Source organism: Paenibacillus sp. FSL K6-1558, from assembly GCF_038002565.1.
Lineage (GTDB): Bacteria > Bacillota > Bacilli > Paenibacillales > Paenibacillaceae > Paenibacillus > Paenibacillus polysaccharolyticus.
Genome location: NZ_JBBOCV010000001.1, coordinates 4,201,089 through 4,217,803, shown reverse-complemented (window position 1 = coordinate 4,217,803; position 16,715 = coordinate 4,201,089). Strand labels below are relative to the sequence as shown.

Below are 16,715 nucleotides of genomic sequence, written 5' to 3'. Positions count from 1 at the left end.
TGTGTGTTTTTTGAGGAGGTTTGAAACGATTGTCTTTATTCAAAACATACGCGGGACTCAGCCGCGACATCTATTATCTCTGCTTGGCCAGAACCATTAACAGCATGGGGGATTTTATTTTCTCCCTGATCACCTTGGTGCTTACGCTGCAGATGGGCATGAGTGTAGTCAGTGCGGGTATTTTTGTATCCATGGCGGCTCTGATTAGCGGCCCCGGTGTACTGCTTGGCGGTTATTTAAGTGATCTGATTGGCAAAAAAACGATCATTATCTCCGGGCAGATTTTGTCTGCCCTTATGATCATGAGCTGCTCCTTCTGGTCAGGCACGATGACCATCGGTTATCTTCTGATTGCGGTCATGTTCTTCATCAGTATTACACGCCCGGCGTATAACGCCTTAATTATTCAGCTGTGTCCAGAGGAGAAGGAGCGGAAGTCTGCCTTTTCCCTGATGTATCTTGGAGCCAATCTCGGTATCGCGCTTGGGCCATTGATTGCCGGCTTTTTTATTAAAGATTACGTGCATATCGTCTTTCTGAGTATCGGAACCGTATTTCTGATTTCTACCTTTATCATTTGGAAAAAGGTTCATGTGGGTGCGAGCGGCCAAGTAACGCAAACCATTGCCAGGGAATCTGCACAGCATACAGAGCAATCACAGGGGGAACAACGGCCACATGGGAAGCAACAACACCAAGAACGCCAGCAGCCTGGACAACAACAACAACAACATAAAAAAGGTCACTCTCCATCCAGGCAGCAACAAGGATCAGAGTCTTTGCCTTCGCCATTGTTCCCTATGCTGCTGAAGAATCCACTTGTTGTTTTTTTCATCGTGGTATCTTTTCTTAACTATTTTATTTACATGCAATACTCGTTCAGCCTGCCCTTGCAGATGAATCAGACGTTCGGTGAACATGGAGCAGCTTACTACGGCTCTGTCATGACCATTAATGCAATCAGTGTCATTCTTCTGACCACGCTGGTGCTATCGGCGACCCGTAACTTCACGGCTCTAAACTCCATCGCGGCAGGCGCTCTCTTTTATGGCATCGGATTTGGTGCGCTATATCTGCTCGGGGATTGGCCTCAATTTGCTATCGTTGTGGTATCCACGGTGCTCTGGACGATTGGAGAGATTCTGGTGCAGACCAATATCAATCTATATATAGCATCTCGTGTGCCTGACAGCCATCAGGGGAGATTTAACGGCTTGCTGTTGTTCGTCGGTTGTCTGGGGTATACCCTTAGCCCTTATCTGACGGGTCTGTTCATTCGAAGTGTGGATATGAAGAGTGTATGGATCATTATTCTGGGGATCAGTCTGTTCTATGCCGTGTGTATGGTTCTTCTCTGGTATATTGAAAAAAACGCCACAAATAACCGTGGAATCGAATCACCCGATTACTCGAAAAGTGTCTAAATCCAAGCCTCGGTTTATAAGAGCTGCCGCTTAAACTTATGCTAAAACGAAAACAAGCAATCACACCAAAAAGGGACAACACTGAATGGGGTCTGCACGAAAAACCTCCGAAAATGCGTTTTTTTTCGGAGGTTAGTACGTTCGTTTGACCAAACTTTCAGGATCGTCCCTTTAGTTCATCTGCTCGTCTTACCTATCGTCTTACACGTTGTCTTACATGAATCCAGCTTTCAGTTGCTTGACTGAAAGGATTTATTTCCGCAGTCTGCGTGCACTTAATGCATGATGACCATTTTGTAAAAAGGTGCTGCGTGTGTTCTTCATCATCTCGATCCGTTGCTCGGCAAGACGGTCTGCCGCGACATAAGAAGCGATGCCTTCGGTGCGGGAACTTTCGAATATTTTCTCCAGCGTGGTGTAAATCTCTCCGATCTTCGCCCAAGCTCGATCTTCATGATATCCGTTCAGCTCATCCGCAATGTTGATCACACCGCCTGCATTAATGACATAATCCGGTGCGTACACGATGCCTCGCTGATACAGCTCATCCCCATGGCGTGGCTCCAGCAGCTGATTGTTCGCACAACCCGCAATCACTTTGGCTTTCAGTGTCTTAAGTGTATCGTCATTAATCGTGCCGCCGAGCGCACATGGCGCATAGATATCACATTCCACACTCGTAATGTCCCCCGGATCAACTGCCTTGGCGCCAAAACGTTCCACCGCCAGCCTCACGGAATCCTTGTGGATATCGGTTACGATAAGATGTGCACCTTCCTCGTACAAATACTTGCACAGATGCATTGCTACGTTACCGACGCCTTGCACGGCAATGGTTTTACCCTCTAGCAGATCGGTTCCAAATGCTTCCTTCGCAGCAGCCTTGATGCCGCGGTATACCCCCCAAGCGGTTGCAGGGGAAGGGTTGCCGGATGAGCCATAGCTAGCTGAGATCCCTGTCACATAATCGGTCTCCTGATAGATCAGGTTCATGTCTTCTTCGGTCGTGCCCACATCCTCGGCAGTGATGTAACGGCCATTTAACCCTTGAATGTAGCGGCCGAAGGCGCGGAACATCGCTTCATTTTTGTCACGACGCGGATCTCCGATAATTACCGTTTTGCCTCCGCCCAGATTAAGACCGGATACTGCATTTTTATATGTCATGCCCCGAGCGAGACGCAGTGCATCTTCAATGGCAGCTTCCTCTGAAGCGTATGTCCACATTCGTGTACCGCCTAGCGCAGGCCCAAGTGTTGTATCGTGTATGGCAATAATGGCCTTCAAACCTGAATTTCGATCCTGGCACAGGACCAGTTCCTCGTAATCATGTTGCTCCATTGCTTCAAACCAACTCATGTGCTAACCGTCTCCTCTAACCATTTTTGCGATAAATCGCAGCATTGAAATCTAGCGTTCCTATTTACGCTCCACCCTCTATTGTACCCATATCCACCCAGTTTGTGCAAAACGAAACCTCTCACATAGCAAAAAGAGGCTCCGCCTGTCACCCTGTGACTGGTCAGCCTCTCCAATAACTCGCTCTGGATGCATAGGCAGGTCGATACGCTCATGTACTCATATGCTCACGATTATGTACCTATGTACCCTCGCCATCTCTCATATCGCTATCTGCTATATCCTCTAGGTCAGCGTTTCAACCACATTAATCGGATGCAATGCCCCGTCCACCGCAAAAGAAGCCTGTCCCGTTTCTTCCGAGACCACCAGCACCACCGCATCGGTCAGTTCGCTTAATCCAAGTGCCGCCCGGTGGCGTGTACCCAACTTACGTTCGTGGGCTTCGGCTTGGGATAACGGCAACACATTGCCAGCAGATACAATCTGGTTGCCACGAATCAGCACAGCTCCATCATGCAATGGCGCACCAGGGATGAAGAGCGATTCAAGCAACGCGTGAGTTACTTTGGCATCCACCGCTACACCGGAATGAATCATCGTCTCCAGCGGAACCTCCCGTTCAATGACAATCAGCGCTCCGTACCTGCGGTCGGATAGATGCTGCACACTGGACGTCAGTTCTGCAAACTTCTCGGTAAACGGGGACAAATAACAGTCGAGATAAAAAGAAGAAGCGAGCACCTCAATGTGTTTGATCTCGGCACGAATCTCCGCAAACTGCCCCAGCAAACAGACACTGTCATGGTCAAAACGCGATAATGTCAGATTCATTCGTTCTGCTACGCGGTGCAGGTCCGCCTTTAACTTCTGCCGCATCAGGGAACTGTCACAGTCTGCTTGTCCTATTTGCTGATTCATCTTGTGCCGCCTCCCTCTTTGGATTAACTAGCCCGAGTACCCATACCTTGCCCGGAGAAAAGAAGCTTTATGCATTGCCAATTGGATAAATGTTACAATGTATGTATGACGTTAAAAGAAGGAGATTTATGATGCAGAAACGTAATTATTACATCCTGGCATGTATGATCATCCTTTTAGCAATCGCACTATGGTTCTTTACAATGAATTCAACAAAGTCCCTAAAGGAATTTGCATGGAACGAGGTTGACTTCAACACGATAACCTTGAAGTGAAGAAAGATTCGAGTATTTCCAAAGATTTCAATGAGGTTTATAGGTTGCTGGTTGAAGTAAATGGAGGCGCAAGACTTGGAATATTTTTATATGACGACAAGTATATCGATGTCTATGATTACGAGGCGTCTCCTAAAAAGAACTCATCCATGAAGTATAAAATCTCAAATAGCTTTGATAAGAAGATCATTCATGATTATTTAAAATAAGAAACGCAAAGAAGAAGCTGAGTGACATCACCAGCTCCTTCTTTGCGTTTGTTTAACGTTGCTTCGTATTTTGAATGATTGTCATTCTAAATCCTTATCTAATTCTAATTTAGCCCTGACTTACCCATTATTGAGCCTTGCCGTACGAACCCGCTTTAAATGTCGTTGGATCATACCATTTGTACCCTGCCGCAGGCGCAGCCCACGGCTCAAGCTGTGGCTCGGTGGAGCTTGCTGGTGTCTCCATTGGCAACAAGCTTGTTGCTGTATCAAGGGTCAGACCTGGCACTTGGGACAGGCTGGTGTAACTTTCTTTGACCGCCAGCCATTTCACCGTATTCACGAGGAACGTAGCGTCGTCCACCTCTTTGAAGCCATCGTAGGTTTTCTTGGTAGCTCCGTTTTCTTCACGCAAATACTTTGGCGACGCATCTTCAACCGGAGAGGAATCACCGATGAACGCCGCTTTTCCTGCACCTACTTTGGCAACCGCAGCGTACGCCCCTTCTGCTCTTCCGCCACCGTTATATACGCCCTGATCGACGGCGTTATTCCATTTGGACACGCCGGCCGGAACATACACCAAACCTTTAGCTTTGTTCGGGTCCATAATGGCAATCGTTGATCCGGCATGCATCGCTACAGCTTGTACACCTGTCGTGATGCCAAAAGCCTGTGAAGGTGCAACGATATCTGTGGCGTTCACATCACCCAGCGCGTTATAACGGAAACGAACGCCGAAGTTCGTTCCAAGCCAGTCAGAACTGGTCACGCCTTGCATCGCCGGGGATTCCGCTTCGGCAGAGGACATGCCCTTGGCTGGATTCAGGAAAGCACCGCGGCGGTAGCCGTTGAACACTTCGGAAGAATCCCAGCGGTTTTTGTTCCGGTCTGCATTATAGTGATCGGAGATGAAGAAGACACTTCCGCCATTCTGTACATATTGCAGGAGCGCAGCCTGCTCCGTGGCCTTGAATGGCACGTTGGCTTCGCCGATGACAAACACGTCATAGTCTTTCAATTTGTTATAGGTGTACGCTTGCTCACCAAATGTATACGGGATGCTGCGTTCCAGCTGATCCACGGTAAAGCCTGCGTTTCGCAAACCATTCGCAAAGTCTGAAAAAGCTCCATCGATAATCCAGTCAGCCGCACCTGCGGTCTGAGCATGCGTGTTGTCAAACAGCACTTTTTTGCCGTTTCCGCCCGGAAGAGGTGTACCCGGATTCGGATTTGGCTCGGGGTCAGGGTTGGTGGTACCTGAAGAGAGGGTAATCGACGTAGGATTTTTGACACCAGCATAGCTGTTATAGGCGCCAAGCGTTCCCGTTACGATAATTTTTTTACCTACCAGACTTGGGTTTGAAGCCAGTCCATATTGAGCACGGAAAGAAGAAGAAACTTGCACATCCAGCAGTTTGGCGTTCGAGCGCTCGGATGCGGAATCTGCAATCAGCACATTGAAATCATTGGCATACGGTGAGGTAAACTTGGCCGTCAGTGACCCGGTCGCATGTCCCACAACATAACCTTCGACGGTTGCCGTGCCTCCGCTGCTCTGGGCAGCAATCGCTTGTGATACGGTAAGTGGTGCTGCGGCTTGAACCGGAGCCTGAACCCCCGGAGCGAATAACGTTGTTGCCATCATAACAAAGACCAGGAATGCCCCGATCCAGTGCTGTCTTAACGCCTTTTTCATATACCCTTTCTCCTCCTCCATAACGTATGATGCTTGTCCCTATCTAATTTAAAGCTTCATATGATGAATTCCTCTCGATTTATGTAAAATTTTTGAAAAATTTTATAGTCCACAAAGGTCATCATGAGCCTATTTCCTGAAAAAAGTTGAGTTATCGCGTGGTTAGGCATTGCAATTTACCTACATTCGATGCATAATGACATTATATATGTGATAATGATTATCATTATTGAGCTTGTTTATTTTCAATTCCGATGATGATGCCAACCATGCTTACGACTTTATAGATAAAGGGGAACGAACATCGAATGAACACAACTCTGCAAAAGGCTGTCCTGCAGCTTGACGATTATTTGGATCTTCTGAACCTGGCGATTAACCTGGGTGACACAAGATGGCAAAAGGAGATCATCCGCAAGCTGGCCTACACATATCCTGCAACGACTTGCAACCAACCATAAAAACATACCGTCACATAAACGATTTTGGTAATCTTCTAATAGTCTGCGAGGAATTCAGTTGTATGAATTCGATCGTGGGCTTTTTTGCGTGCATATGGTGCGTTACAATAGGATGCAATACGATGCGGAATCCATTCAGCAGAGGGATATGACCCACTCCAAGTAGAAAGAAGAAACCTGAGTTGGAGCAAAGGAGTGTACATTATGAAGCTTGAAACAGAAAGATTACTTCTTCGTGAAATTGTAGAACATGACTGGCCTCACATCCATACGTACACCTCGATGCCCGAAGTCACGGAACACACCGCATGGGGCCCGAACACGGAGGAGGATACCCGGGCTTATGTACAGGATGTCATTCGTATGCAGCTGGCCGAGCCGAGAGAAGGATATGAACTTGCCATTGTTTTGAAAAAGGAAGGGCTTCTCATCGGCGGCGCAGGGCTCCACCTTGTCGATCAGACCAATGCTGAGATCGGCTATGTGCTTCACCCTGCCTATCAGGGGAATGGATATGTGACCGAAGCCTGCCGCGCATTACTTCATTTTGGCTTCAAGGAACTTGGCGTTCACCGGATTTATGCCAAATGCCGTCCAGAAAATCCGGCGTCTGAGCGCGTCATGCAACGGATCGGTATGCAACGTGAAGGCCTTCTCCGGGAGCATTGGTTCTATAAAGGGGCATATCATGACTCGTCTCTCTACTCCATGCTGGATCGGGAGTTAGAATAAATATCAGATGTGCTTACCTGCGGGTGAAGCGAGGTACACAGTGGCAGCCAAAATTCTAACGATCACCAGGAACCCTATTTAGACGTTTTGCAGCTGTTTGGGATTCTAACAATCTCCAGTGACGCTATTTCACTAAAAAACCGCAAAAAAGCTACATTTTCGTGTGAATTTTGAGAAATAACGTCTCTCCTGATCGTTAGATTTCCAAATGGGCTAAAACACATAAAATAGGCTCATCTGAGATCGTTAGCCGCGGGAGAGCGAGACCCGATAGTTTGGAAAAGCTACATAACAAAAAGTAGGAAAAAGGGTGAAGCAGCCCGCGCCGCTTCATCCTTTTTCCTTTCTATTCATTCATTCCATTTCGCTACTTTAGTTCCGTTTTACTCTATTTCGTACCGTTAGTTCTGTTTTGTAAATTTCGTTCAGTTCCGTATCCGTTGCGTTTTTGTTATGTTCTATCCGTTCCGATCTCGTGTCTCCCCACCCGTGCGTTCTCTCTAATTAACTGTTTTGTTACCCGAATCTACTGTAATATGGCCTACAGACGACACAGTTCTTTCGGACAGCTTGGGAACGAAGGACATCCACACATGCAACGTAATGCAGCCATGTCCCGAATCATTAATTTGCCGTCCAGCATATCGAGGGTCCCCTGCTCCTTCCATGCTCCGAGCATACGTGTAACACTCTCCCGAGTTGCCCCGATCATCTCAGCGAGTTCAGTGTGGTTCAGCTTCATCTCCAGCACGATGCCATCTGGAACAATCTTGCCATACGTATTGCTGGCACGAATTAGTGTCGAAGCAAGTGCACCTGCTTTGCCGTAGAGCAACAGGTCACGGAATCTCGACTGTGTAATCCGCTGTGCAAGTGCCATCCATTGCAGAAATTTCAGCGCAAGATCCCCATTTTTGCTAAGCACACTTTCGAGATCCGTCAGCGAGATGATGGCCAGTTCCCCTTTTTCCGCCATCTCTGCACTGTAACTGTGGTTCAATCCGCCAATACCGCCGAATTCACCGATCAGATCGCCTCTTTGCTGGATCGACAGAATAATCTCTTTGCCATCCTCCGTCGATTTGGTCAACTTCACTCGTCCCGAACGAATGTAGTACAGATATCCAGCTTCATCACCTTCCAAAAAGAGACTGTATCCCGACTTTACTTTTTTAGGCTGCATTTTCTCTTCGATCAGACTCCATTGCTCCGGTGTAACAAAAGACAGAATCCCGCCTGTTCGCTGTGTCATCTTGCCCGCCTCCGTCTGTGTCTGCTCTACTTTTTGGGTGATTCTTTCCACGAATACTGTACCCATAACTTTCGTCCCCCTCGGTGATTCCTTATGTTTACATCATATCGTGAATGAGTTCGAAAGGTTATCGGGGGATTACCTGATCTTTGGCGGGAAACTCCCCCAATTCGCTGTGAGAAAAGTCACATATCCCCAATAATGCCCCGTTTGCGAGTGATCTTATCTTGCATTGTCAAACTTTTACGATAGTGCTAGCATACAGTTAAATGCTTGTGAGTGTTCAATCTTGCGAATTACAATCTTATGCATCTCCGGAACAGGAGGAATACATATGTTATCGTTAGATCATGATCTTTGGGCAAAACTATCAGGGCCCTATGGGTCAGCAGAAGATGTGCCCCACCTATTGCAACAATTGCAGCAGCAATTCAGCCAAGAGATTTTTGACGAACTGTTTCAGGAATATCTGTTTCATCAAAATACAATATATACGGCTACTTACGCCGCCATGCCATTCCTAGCTCGTCTGGCATGTACGACTTCCGATACAGCAGTGCGCAAGGAACTGTTTATCAACTGCGGTATTATTGAAGCAAGCCGTGATGAGCAGCACCAAATGCCATATCCGCCATCCTGGACTGAGCTGGCTGATGAGGTGGGAAGTACGGTCTGTACGCAGATGTACACTGATTATGTAGAAGCTATCGACCAGCTCAGATCACTGACAGAACAAGTGCTGACCGATGTTGCTGAGCTATCCACAGATGACACGGAGAAACGTTACGTCCTTATTGCGGATGCCGCATTCCGCGAATCCTATATCGTCGCGAATATGCTGATGACATTTTCGGACGGGGATGAGTATGTGGCTGAGTGCCCAGCTTGCGCAAATGAAGTGTACATATGGCCTGATGAACATCATGCTGTGCCTCTGAAAGCCTACGAACAAGATCCTGTTTTTCAACCTGATCAGGAAGCTCATGCTATCATTCCCGCTTCTATATGGACAGATGAGGAGACAGGAATTCTAGCAGAACGGACAGCAAGGATCGGAGAACAGACACTGTCCGCGCATTTGCCCTATCTGGCAGGCAAAACAACCTGTCCCTCTTGCCGTGAGAAGATCGCAGTATGGCCGGCATTACTGAGCACATTTACAATGTAGAAGAAAGATACGTGTACATTTCTAATCTACAGGAGAGTCTTCCTAGATATAACTCATTCCAAAATACACATTCAAACGAGACAGTTGGCTAATCGGCCAGCTGTTTTTTTCATTCTTATGCTTCTCGGAGTGATCCACTGCCCACGTTCAGCAGTTTCCAGAAGTGAAATAGGGGTATTCCCTGAATTACAAGGCTGACAAAACAGTCTACAATAGAACTAACATCGGAATATCCCGATTGTAGACTGATTCTCCCATCCAACGAGCCTTGAGTTCAAGGTTACCCATATGTTGTGACAACGATGAACGACCACAATAATGAAAGAAACGTAACGAGTGAAGAACAGATCATCATATGATTCGAAAAAAGGAAGTGTCCCTCATGCATGATGAAGTCTCATCTGCCGTTCAGGAGATGATGAGCGGCCTGTGTCAGAACACCACCGGCGATTTTTGCGGAATGGCTTGTGTGTCTGGATCAATGTTGCGCTGGAAGTATACCTTCGGGGCAACCAATGAACGTGTCAAACGCATGGCTATGCGCCCTGGACAAGATCTGGTAGGCACGGCGCTACGAACCGGACGCACGGTTATGCTGGATGAGCAGTTCCGTGGAGAATATATCCCGGACCGTTGCCCGCTTATGCTTGCTGAACGACTCGTTTGTGCGATAGCCGTGCCCATGTTCAGAGAAGGGAATCTGCCCAACGGTGTATTGCTGGTGGGAAGCAGAACCCCTTGCACGTTTTCCCCCGAGATAATTGTACAAACCGAGCAAGCTGCCAGAGAATTGGAACAATATGCATGAGCAGAATATGGAAGCAGAACACACTGAATAAGAGACTTTTCGGAGATTCCCCTCTGAAAAGCCTCTTTTTTTGGTATGATGGATATAGATGATGGAATCGGACAGGGGGAAATGAATGTGATTCGACTGTTAGTTGTGGACGACCATGTGGTTGTACGCTCGGGGCTAATCGCCCTGCTGGAAGGAAAGAACGATATACATATTGTTGGCGATGCAGCCGATGGCGACGAGGCCATTGCCAAAGCACAGGAGCTGAAACCCGATGTAGTTCTGATGGATTTCAGCATGCCTCCGGGCAAGGATGGATTGACCGCTACGGCGGAGTTAAAAAAGCTAATGCCGGATGTATCGATTTTAATTCTTACGATGCATGACGACGAGGAATACCTGTTCCGCGCAATCCACGCGGGAGCTTCCGGGTATATCCTCAAAAGCGCGCCCCACGAGGAATTGCTGGCTGCCATTCGTTCTGTAGCCGATGGAAGCGCCTACCTCTATCCAAGTGCAACCAAACGGTTAATGAGCGAGTATCTGGACAAAGCCAAACAGGAAAATGCCGGGCCATACGATACACTCTCGGATCGGGAAAAAGAGATCTTGTCCTGGATTGCCAAAGGATACGCGAATAAGGAAATTGCCGAGCATCTGGTCATCAGTGTCAAAACGGTGGAATCCCATAAAAGCAATCTGATGGAAAAGCTTGGCCTGCGCACCAGACCGGAACTGGTGAAGTTTGCGATGAAAAAGGGGTTGTTGAACTTTGAGTAAGCCACGCAAAAACAGACTCAGCGGATTAGCCGACCAACCTGTTCGGCACCTACTCAGCGAAATTGACAATCACATTTCGGACAATGAATTCCGAAGCAAACTGAAAGGTTCGCTGCATCAACTTGGTGATTTGAAGTTTGCACTCGACGAATCCTCGATCGTAGCGCTGACGAATCGTTTAGGTAAAATCCAATACGTGAACGATAAATTTTGCGAAATTTCACAATATAGCCGCGAAGAGCTCATTGGTCAGGATCACCGGATTATTAACTCGGGGTACCACGGTAAAACCTTTATGAAGACGTTATGGGATACCATCTCTGCTGGCAAGGTGTGGAATGGCGAGATTCGGAATCGTGCAAAAGACGGTAGTTATTACTGGGTAAATACCACGATTGTGCCATTCCTCGATAACGATGGTGAGCCATATCAGTATTTAGCTGTGCGCAGTGAGGTGACCAAGCTGAAACAAGTCGAGGCTGAGCTGCAACAGATGATGTCGCAAGTCATGAACATTCAGGAAGAAGAGCGACGGCGCATCTCTCGTGATCTCCATGACGGGATTGGACAAAGCTTGTTCTCTCTCGTAATTCAGATGGACCGTCTGCTGGCAGATCAAGCTAACCCGGGCGTTGAAGCACTACGGAAACAGGTTACCGGCATTATGGAAGATGTTCGCGGTATGGCTTGGGAACTTCGCCCGTCTGTGCTGGATGATCTGGGTGTTGTTCCTGCCATTCGAACCTATATTGAGAACTATAACCGCCATTACGGTATCGAAGTTACTCTCGAATGTAATTTGCGCAAGCGGCTCCCGATGAACCGAGAGATCGCCATCTATCGCATCATCCAGGAAGCCTTAACTAATGTAGCCAAATATGCCGACGTTGCCGAGGCTCAAGTGACCGTAGAAGATACGGAAGAGCTCACGCTTGTCGTTATTGAAGACCAAGGTACCGGATTTAACGACGCTACTGCCGGGAATGGTGTTGGGCTGTTCAGCATGGAGGAGCGTGCACGGGGAGCAGGCGGCACGTTACGCGTATCATCAGAACCCGGCGAAGGAACTACGGTTACGCTACTACTACCTAAGACAGTGAACTCATAATGGGTGATGCATCACCATCCAGATAAACACCTTAACTATAGCAACAACTCTTAATCTCCTGAGAGAAGCATCCTTGCTGATACAAATTCATGAAGTAACTTGTCCTAACAAGGATGTGCTGACTGCCCGCATAAAGCGAGCAGTCTTTTTTCTTTCATAGATGAGACAAAATGAAGGTGATTCCTTAAATATTTTTAACAATCCCCCTAAAATCAGTTGACGTTAGTTACGTTTCGTCATTAAACTATGAATGCTGCATGTATTAAGCGTACATTCAATTACTCTTTAAATTCGGATACACATCTTGCAACATATGAAAACGAAAAGGGTGATTCAAACATGTCTCACAAACGTTCCTCCAAAGGTGGAGAAATTCCGCAAATGTACAATCTGGACGAGATGGATCGCAAAATCATCGCCGCGCTCCATGAGAATAGCCGGATTTCCTATACAGACCTGGGTACACAGATCGGATTATCCCGCGTAGCCGTTCAAGCTCGCATCAATGCATTATCGGAAAAAGGAATCATTGAACGCTTCACCGTTGTCATTAACCCAGGCAAGGTGGGGCTACAGGTCTCTGCCTTTTTCAATGTCGATGTGGAACCGCGCTTCCTGGATGAAGTTGCAGAGATGCTGGATGATGAGCCAGCGGTGACCAGTCTCTATCATATGACAGGCCCAAGTACCCTGCATATGCACGGTATTTTTGCAGATATGGAAGAGATGGAGCAGTTCATACTGGAGAAACTCTACAAGATGCCTGGCATCGTCAAAGTGGAATCACAACTGCTCTTAAAACGATATAAAAGCCGCATGGGCATGAGACTCTAGGAGGATATCAGCATGAGTTGGAAAGATTACAACGGTCTCGTGATCGGCATGGTACGAACCGGAATTTTGGGATATGGCGGCGGCCCCTCGGTTATTCCGCTAATCCGTTATGAAGCCGTCACCCGGTACAAGTGGGTCAGCGACGATGAATTCGGCGAGATTCTGGCGATTGCCAATGCCTTGCCCGGACCTATCGCAACCAAAATGGCTGCTTATCTAGGCTATAAAACAAAGGGTGTTCTAGGCGCTATTGTGTCCGTACTCGCTCATATTTTGCCAACAAGCATCGCGATTATTGCTCTACTCGGTTCGATGTACGCACTGCGTGAATCCAAGATTGTAGCGGGTATGGTAGCAGCCGTGCGCCCTGTCATTTTTGTGATGCTTGGTATGATGGCCTATGAATTTGCGATGAAAGCCTGGAAAGGCTTGGGTAAGTGGTTTGCTATTTTATTCGGTGTGATTGCTTTTGCAGCATTACAGTTACTCAATATTCATCCGGGACTGGTGATTACGGTGTTCCTGGTCTATGGTTTCTTCCATTTCGGGCTGGTACAGCGTATAAAATCCAAAGGTAACTCCGACAAGGAGGTATCGTAGGATGCTTCAGACATGGTGGGAATTATTTTGGGGATTTTTCGTAGCGAACATCCTCGGATATGGAGGCGGCCCCGCTTCCATTCCATTGATGCAGGAAGAGATTGTGAATCATTACCGCTGGATGACAACCGAGCAGTTCGGTGATGTACTGGCGATCGGTAATGCGCTCCCAGGCCCGATTGCCACGAAAATTGCTGCATTTGTCGGATATCACGTCGCAGGCTGGTTTGGTGCGTTAATTGCCAGCTTCGCTACCATTGTACCGTCAGCAGTTGCACTCATTCTATTACTTCGTTTGTTGAACAAACACCGGACTTCACCTAAGGTCAAAGGCATGACTCTGCTTGTTCAGCCGGTAATCGCAGTGCTCATGATTCTACTCACTTGGGAATTCGGCCAAGTATCCACGGACTCCATCGGCATCTGGCAGACGCTGATTATTGCAGGCATCTCCCTCTGGGTCATGACCAAAACCAAGCTGCACCCGGCAATTCTTATTCTTATTGCTTTTGCCTATGGTGCTTTGGTACTGTCACATACGATGTGACCAGATTAGATCGCTATTAGATCGCTAATCTAAATTATGAATTCGGGAAAAGGTATGTTTTTCGACTCTATATGGTACTCAAAAAGGTGATATCAGCTTGAATGCTGATATCACCTTTTTGACATTTACTATTTCTAATTCCGTATTCCGACCTTACTTCTCCTCAACCACAACGTTGACCTTTGTTTTTACACCTGCATAGGAGATGGTAATAGTCGCTTTACCTTTACCATTCGCTTGAATGATCCCATCTTTTACGGAAGCCGTCGCAATGCGGGAGGAAGTCCAAAGTGCTGGTTTGGACACATTCGCTTCACTTCCATCCAAATACGTTGCGGTGGCGACTACGGTTGCTTTATCGCCAACTTTCATCGTTAACGTGACTTTATCCGTCTGTAAATATTTCAATGTATCTACATCCAGCGCAATCGTAATCGTTTTGCTACCGTACTTCGCAGTTATTCTTGCTTTACCTGAGCTCAGTGCCTTCACTTTGCCTTTGGTCACTTGAGCCACTTTGTAACTGTTTGATTTCCACTCTGCTTTGTCTGTAACATCCCGCTCACTGCCATCACTCAAGGTAGCAGTCAACTTCAAATCCACGGTTTCACCGGATTTCAGCGAAAGAGCTGGTTCAGATGCTTCAATCCGTGAAATGACATCGACTTCAACCTGAATTGTGATTTTCTGTGAGCCGTATTCAGCTGTGATGTTCGCTTTACCACTGCTATTACCTGTGATTACGCCTTTTTTCACATCAGCTACACGCGCATTGCTTGATTTCCAAGTTGCATCGGCTGTGACGTCTTTCGTATTACCGTCCCCATCCGTGCCTGTAAGGATAATGGCTTGAGTTTCTTTTGCAGACAGCACGACAAAGTTCATATCCGCTTCCAGCCCGCTCGCCATCCCTACTTCTACAGGCAGTGTCAACGTTTTTCCTTCGATTTTAGCAGTAATCGTTGCTTTGCCTGTCGCTACACCCGTAATAACCCCTTTGCTGTCTACCTCAGCGATTTTCTCGCTGCTACTGCTCCACGTTGCATCGTCAGATACATCCTTGGAAGTTTCACCGTATACGGCAAGCACTTTGGCAGCAGTGGTTCCGCCAACAGCAACGGTTGCTTTCTTTTTATCCATCTCATACTTGTCAGGCACGTCTACGTTTACTGTGAATTTCACCGTTTTGCCGCCATATGCTGCGGTAATGGTAGCTGTACCCGATTTGTATGCAATCAGTTCACCACCCGATACATATACAATATCTGCATTGCTGGATGTCCACGTCGCTTTGGACGTTACATCTTCCTTGCTTGCATCGATGTATTCAGCGTTCGCTGTCAGGTTTTTCTTTTTGTTATCACCAGTCACGCTCATGGCAAGTTTGTCGGTAACATCTTTGATATCCAGATATCTCGCCGTATCTACATCGACAGCGATCTCTACCGTTTTGCCACTGTATGCAGCCTTAATCGTTGTTGATCCCGCACTTATTGCTGTAATCTGGCCTTTGAACACCGTAGCCACCTTCTCATTGCTGGATGTCCACGTTGCCTGATCCGTTACATTCACATCACTACTGTTTGGATATGAAGCTGTAACTGCGACATTGGCCGTTTTATTCGTATCACTCAAGCGGAAGAAGATACTCTGTTTCGCTACGCTCAGCTTGCTCGTCAGATCTACATCCACATCTACGGATACCGACTTGGTACCATATTTACCTGTAATTGTGGCAGAACCTGCCGAATAACCTGTAATGTTGCCTTTCAGTACATCTACAACCTTTTCGTTGCTTGACGTCCACTCTGCCAGATCGGTTACATCTTTGGAAGTTCCATCTGGATAGGTCGCTGTTAATGTGACACTTTCCTTCTGTTTCAGAAGTAGACTGATCTGGCTTTTGTCCACATCCACACGTTTAACCACTTCCACGTTAACATCTACGGTTACGCTCTGACTGCCCAGCTTCGCTGTAATCAACGCTGTACCTGCACTCTGACCCGTCACTTTACCGTTGACCACTGTTGCCACTTTCTCATTACTTGTTGACCATTCGGCACTGCTCGCCGCCTGCTCATTCGTTGTATTATCACTGTAAGTTGCCGTCAGCAAAATATCCTTGGTAACCCCTGTACGGAGATCAAGATCTTGCACATTCTTCGAAAGGGCTTTGACTTTCTTGGTCACTTTGATTTGAATAGATTGACTTTGCCCTTGATACGCCACTGTAACTGTGGCTGTACCTTCTTTTTTGGCTGTTATTGAACCATTATATGCAGAGGCTACCGAAGCATCACTGCTCGTCCAGGATGAACTGATCGTAACGTTTGCCGAGGTATTATCTGAATATACCCCCGTTACGGTAACCGACCCGGAATCGCCGACTTCGAGCGACATTTCATTTTTAGAAACCACAATTTTGGACAGTTCTTTCTCTGCCGCAGCGGCCAAGCCTACGTTGGAAATACTCAGTATCAACACCAGCATCATCACCATGTACTTGGTCAATCTTGGCTTAAACATCATTTCCCTCCGATTAATCGTCAA

The 16,715-nt window shown here is 47.2% G+C and carries 16 protein-coding genes; 11 read left to right on the top strand and 5 right to left on the bottom strand.

The window, feature by feature from the left end:
* Window positions 1-29 precede the first annotated feature (29 nt).
* The gene (locus MHI38_RS18315; RefSeq protein ID WP_341181502.1) at window positions 30-1,424 is read left to right on the top strand and encodes an MFS transporter; all 1,395 of its coding nucleotides are present in this window, start codon (window positions 30-32) and stop codon (window positions 1,422-1,424) included.
* Between the two features lie 252 nt (window positions 1,425-1,676).
* Here the strand turns inward: MHI38_RS18315 and MHI38_RS18310 are convergent, their stop codons facing one another.
* On the bottom strand, window positions 1,677-2,783 hold the full coding sequence (locus tag MHI38_RS18310; protein ID WP_154984974.1) for a Leu/Phe/Val dehydrogenase: 1,107 nt from the start codon (window positions 2,781-2,783) through the stop codon (window positions 1,677-1,679).
* A 285-nt stretch (window positions 2,784-3,068) separates the two neighbouring features.
* Complete coding sequence (gene cdaS / locus MHI38_RS18305) at window positions 3,069-3,704, bottom strand: sporulation-specific diadenylate cyclase CdaS (RefSeq protein ID WP_154892036.1); 636 nt, start codon at window positions 3,702-3,704, stop codon at window positions 3,069-3,071.
* 271 nt (window positions 3,705-3,975) lie between these two features.
* Here cdaS and MHI38_RS18300 point away from each other — a divergent pair, with 271 nt between their 5' ends.
* Window positions 3,976-4,188, top strand: a complete 213-nt coding sequence (locus tag MHI38_RS18300) for a hypothetical protein (protein ID WP_253498399.1) — start codon at window positions 3,976-3,978, stop codon at window positions 4,186-4,188.
* Between the two features lie 127 nt (window positions 4,189-4,315).
* Here MHI38_RS18300 and MHI38_RS18295 read toward each other — a convergent pair whose 3' ends face one another.
* On the bottom strand, window positions 4,316-5,836 hold the full coding sequence (locus MHI38_RS18295; RefSeq protein WP_418792777.1) for a DUF6359 domain-containing protein: 1,521 nt from the start codon (window positions 5,834-5,836) through the stop codon (window positions 4,316-4,318).
* 359 nt (window positions 5,837-6,195) lie between these two features.
* Between MHI38_RS18295 and MHI38_RS18290 the strand changes: the two genes are divergently transcribed.
* Entirely contained in the window at window positions 6,196-6,348 is a 153-nt protein-coding gene (locus MHI38_RS18290; protein ID WP_167375706.1) for a hypothetical protein, read from the top strand.
* 204 nt (window positions 6,349-6,552) lie between these two features.
* Window positions 6,553-7,080: a GNAT family N-acetyltransferase gene (locus MHI38_RS18285; protein WP_341181501.1), complete on the top strand. Its 528-nt coding sequence runs from the start codon at window positions 6,553-6,555 to the stop codon at window positions 7,078-7,080.
* 541 nt (window positions 7,081-7,621) lie between these two features.
* Here MHI38_RS18285 and MHI38_RS18280 read toward each other — a convergent pair.
* Window positions 7,622-8,398, bottom strand: a complete 777-nt coding sequence (locus MHI38_RS18280) for a Crp/Fnr family transcriptional regulator (RefSeq protein ID WP_341181500.1) — start codon at window positions 8,396-8,398, stop codon at window positions 7,622-7,624.
* Between the two features lie 268 nt (window positions 8,399-8,666).
* Between MHI38_RS18280 and MHI38_RS18275 the strand changes: the two genes are divergently transcribed.
* The 7 genes from MHI38_RS18275 (at window position 8,667) to MHI38_RS18245 (ending at window position 14,165) form a co-directional block, all read left to right on the top strand.
* Complete coding sequence (locus MHI38_RS18275; RefSeq protein ID WP_341181499.1) at window positions 8,667-9,500, top strand: hypothetical protein; 834 nt, start codon at window positions 8,667-8,669, stop codon at window positions 9,498-9,500.
* Window positions 9,501-9,855: 355 nt separating this feature from the next.
* On the top strand, window positions 9,856-10,308 hold the full coding sequence (locus MHI38_RS18270) for a GAF domain-containing protein (protein ID WP_341181498.1): 453 nt from the start codon (window positions 9,856-9,858) through the stop codon (window positions 10,306-10,308).
* Window positions 10,309-10,425: 117 nt separating this feature from the next.
* On the top strand, window positions 10,426-11,076 hold the full coding sequence (locus MHI38_RS18265) for a response regulator (protein WP_090919046.1): 651 nt from the start codon (window positions 10,426-10,428) through the stop codon (window positions 11,074-11,076).
* Complete coding sequence (locus tag MHI38_RS18260) at window positions 11,069-12,184, top strand: PAS domain-containing protein (protein ID WP_221790858.1); 1,116 nt, start codon at window positions 11,069-11,071, stop codon at window positions 12,182-12,184. Before MHI38_RS18265 ends, MHI38_RS18260 begins: the two co-directional genes overlap by 8 nt.
* A 339-nt stretch (window positions 12,185-12,523) precedes the next feature.
* Window positions 12,524-13,018, top strand: a complete 495-nt coding sequence (locus MHI38_RS18255; protein ID WP_090918940.1) for an Lrp/AsnC family transcriptional regulator — start codon at window positions 12,524-12,526, stop codon at window positions 13,016-13,018.
* Window positions 13,019-13,030: 12 nt separating this feature from the next.
* On the top strand, window positions 13,031-13,618 hold the full coding sequence (locus MHI38_RS18250) for a chromate transporter (protein WP_154892043.1): 588 nt from the start codon (window positions 13,031-13,033) through the stop codon (window positions 13,616-13,618).
* A 1-nt stretch (window position 13,619) separates the two neighbouring features.
* Entirely contained in the window at window positions 13,620-14,165 is a 546-nt protein-coding gene (locus MHI38_RS18245; protein ID WP_154892044.1) for a chromate transporter, read from the top strand.
* 153 nt (window positions 14,166-14,318) lie between these two features.
* On the opposite strand, the gene MHI38_RS18240 is transcribed toward MHI38_RS18245, so the two are convergent.
* Complete coding sequence (locus MHI38_RS18240; RefSeq protein WP_154892045.1) at window positions 14,319-16,691, bottom strand: Ig-like domain-containing protein; 2,373 nt, start codon at window positions 16,689-16,691, stop codon at window positions 14,319-14,321.
* Window positions 16,692-16,715 lie beyond the last annotated feature (24 nt).

Excerpts from the sequence above, each read along its gene's own strand:
- MHI38_RS18250 (WP_154892043.1), top strand. The coding sequence starts at position 13,031 with ATGAGTTGGAAAGATTACAACGGTCTCGTGATCGGCATGGTACGAACC.
- MHI38_RS18290 (WP_167375706.1), top strand. The coding sequence starts at position 6,196 with ATGAACACAACTCTGCAAAAGGCTGTCCTGCAGCTTGACGATTATTTG.
- MHI38_RS18295 (WP_418792777.1), bottom strand. The coding sequence starts at position 5,836 with ATGATGGCAACAACGTTATTCGCTCCGGGGGTTCAGGCTCCGGTTCAA.
- MHI38_RS18270 (WP_341181498.1), top strand. The coding sequence starts at position 9,856 with ATGATTCGAAAAAAGGAAGTGTCCCTCATGCATGATGAAGTCTCATCT.
- MHI38_RS18275 (WP_341181499.1), top strand. The coding sequence starts at position 8,667 with ATGTTATCGTTAGATCATGATCTTTGGGCAAAACTATCAGGGCCCTAT.
- MHI38_RS18255 (WP_090918940.1), top strand. The coding sequence starts at position 12,524 with ATGTCTCACAAACGTTCCTCCAAAGGTGGAGAAATTCCGCAAATGTAC.
- cdaS (WP_154892036.1), bottom strand. The coding sequence starts at position 3,704 with ATGAATCAGCAAATAGGACAAGCAGACTGTGACAGTTCCCTGATGCGG.
- MHI38_RS18245 (WP_154892044.1), top strand. The coding sequence starts at position 13,620 with ATGCTTCAGACATGGTGGGAATTATTTTGGGGATTTTTCGTAGCGAAC.
- MHI38_RS18240 (WP_154892045.1), bottom strand. The coding sequence starts at position 16,691 with ATGTTTAAGCCAAGATTGACCAAGTACATGGTGATGATGCTGGTGTTG.
- MHI38_RS18280 (WP_341181500.1), bottom strand. The coding sequence starts at position 8,398 with ATGGGTACAGTATTCGTGGAAAGAATCACCCAAAAAGTAGAGCAGACA.
- MHI38_RS18310 (WP_154984974.1), bottom strand. The coding sequence starts at position 2,783 with ATGAGTTGGTTTGAAGCAATGGAGCAACATGATTACGAGGAACTGGTC.
- MHI38_RS18285 (WP_341181501.1), top strand. The coding sequence starts at position 6,553 with ATGAAGCTTGAAACAGAAAGATTACTTCTTCGTGAAATTGTAGAACAT.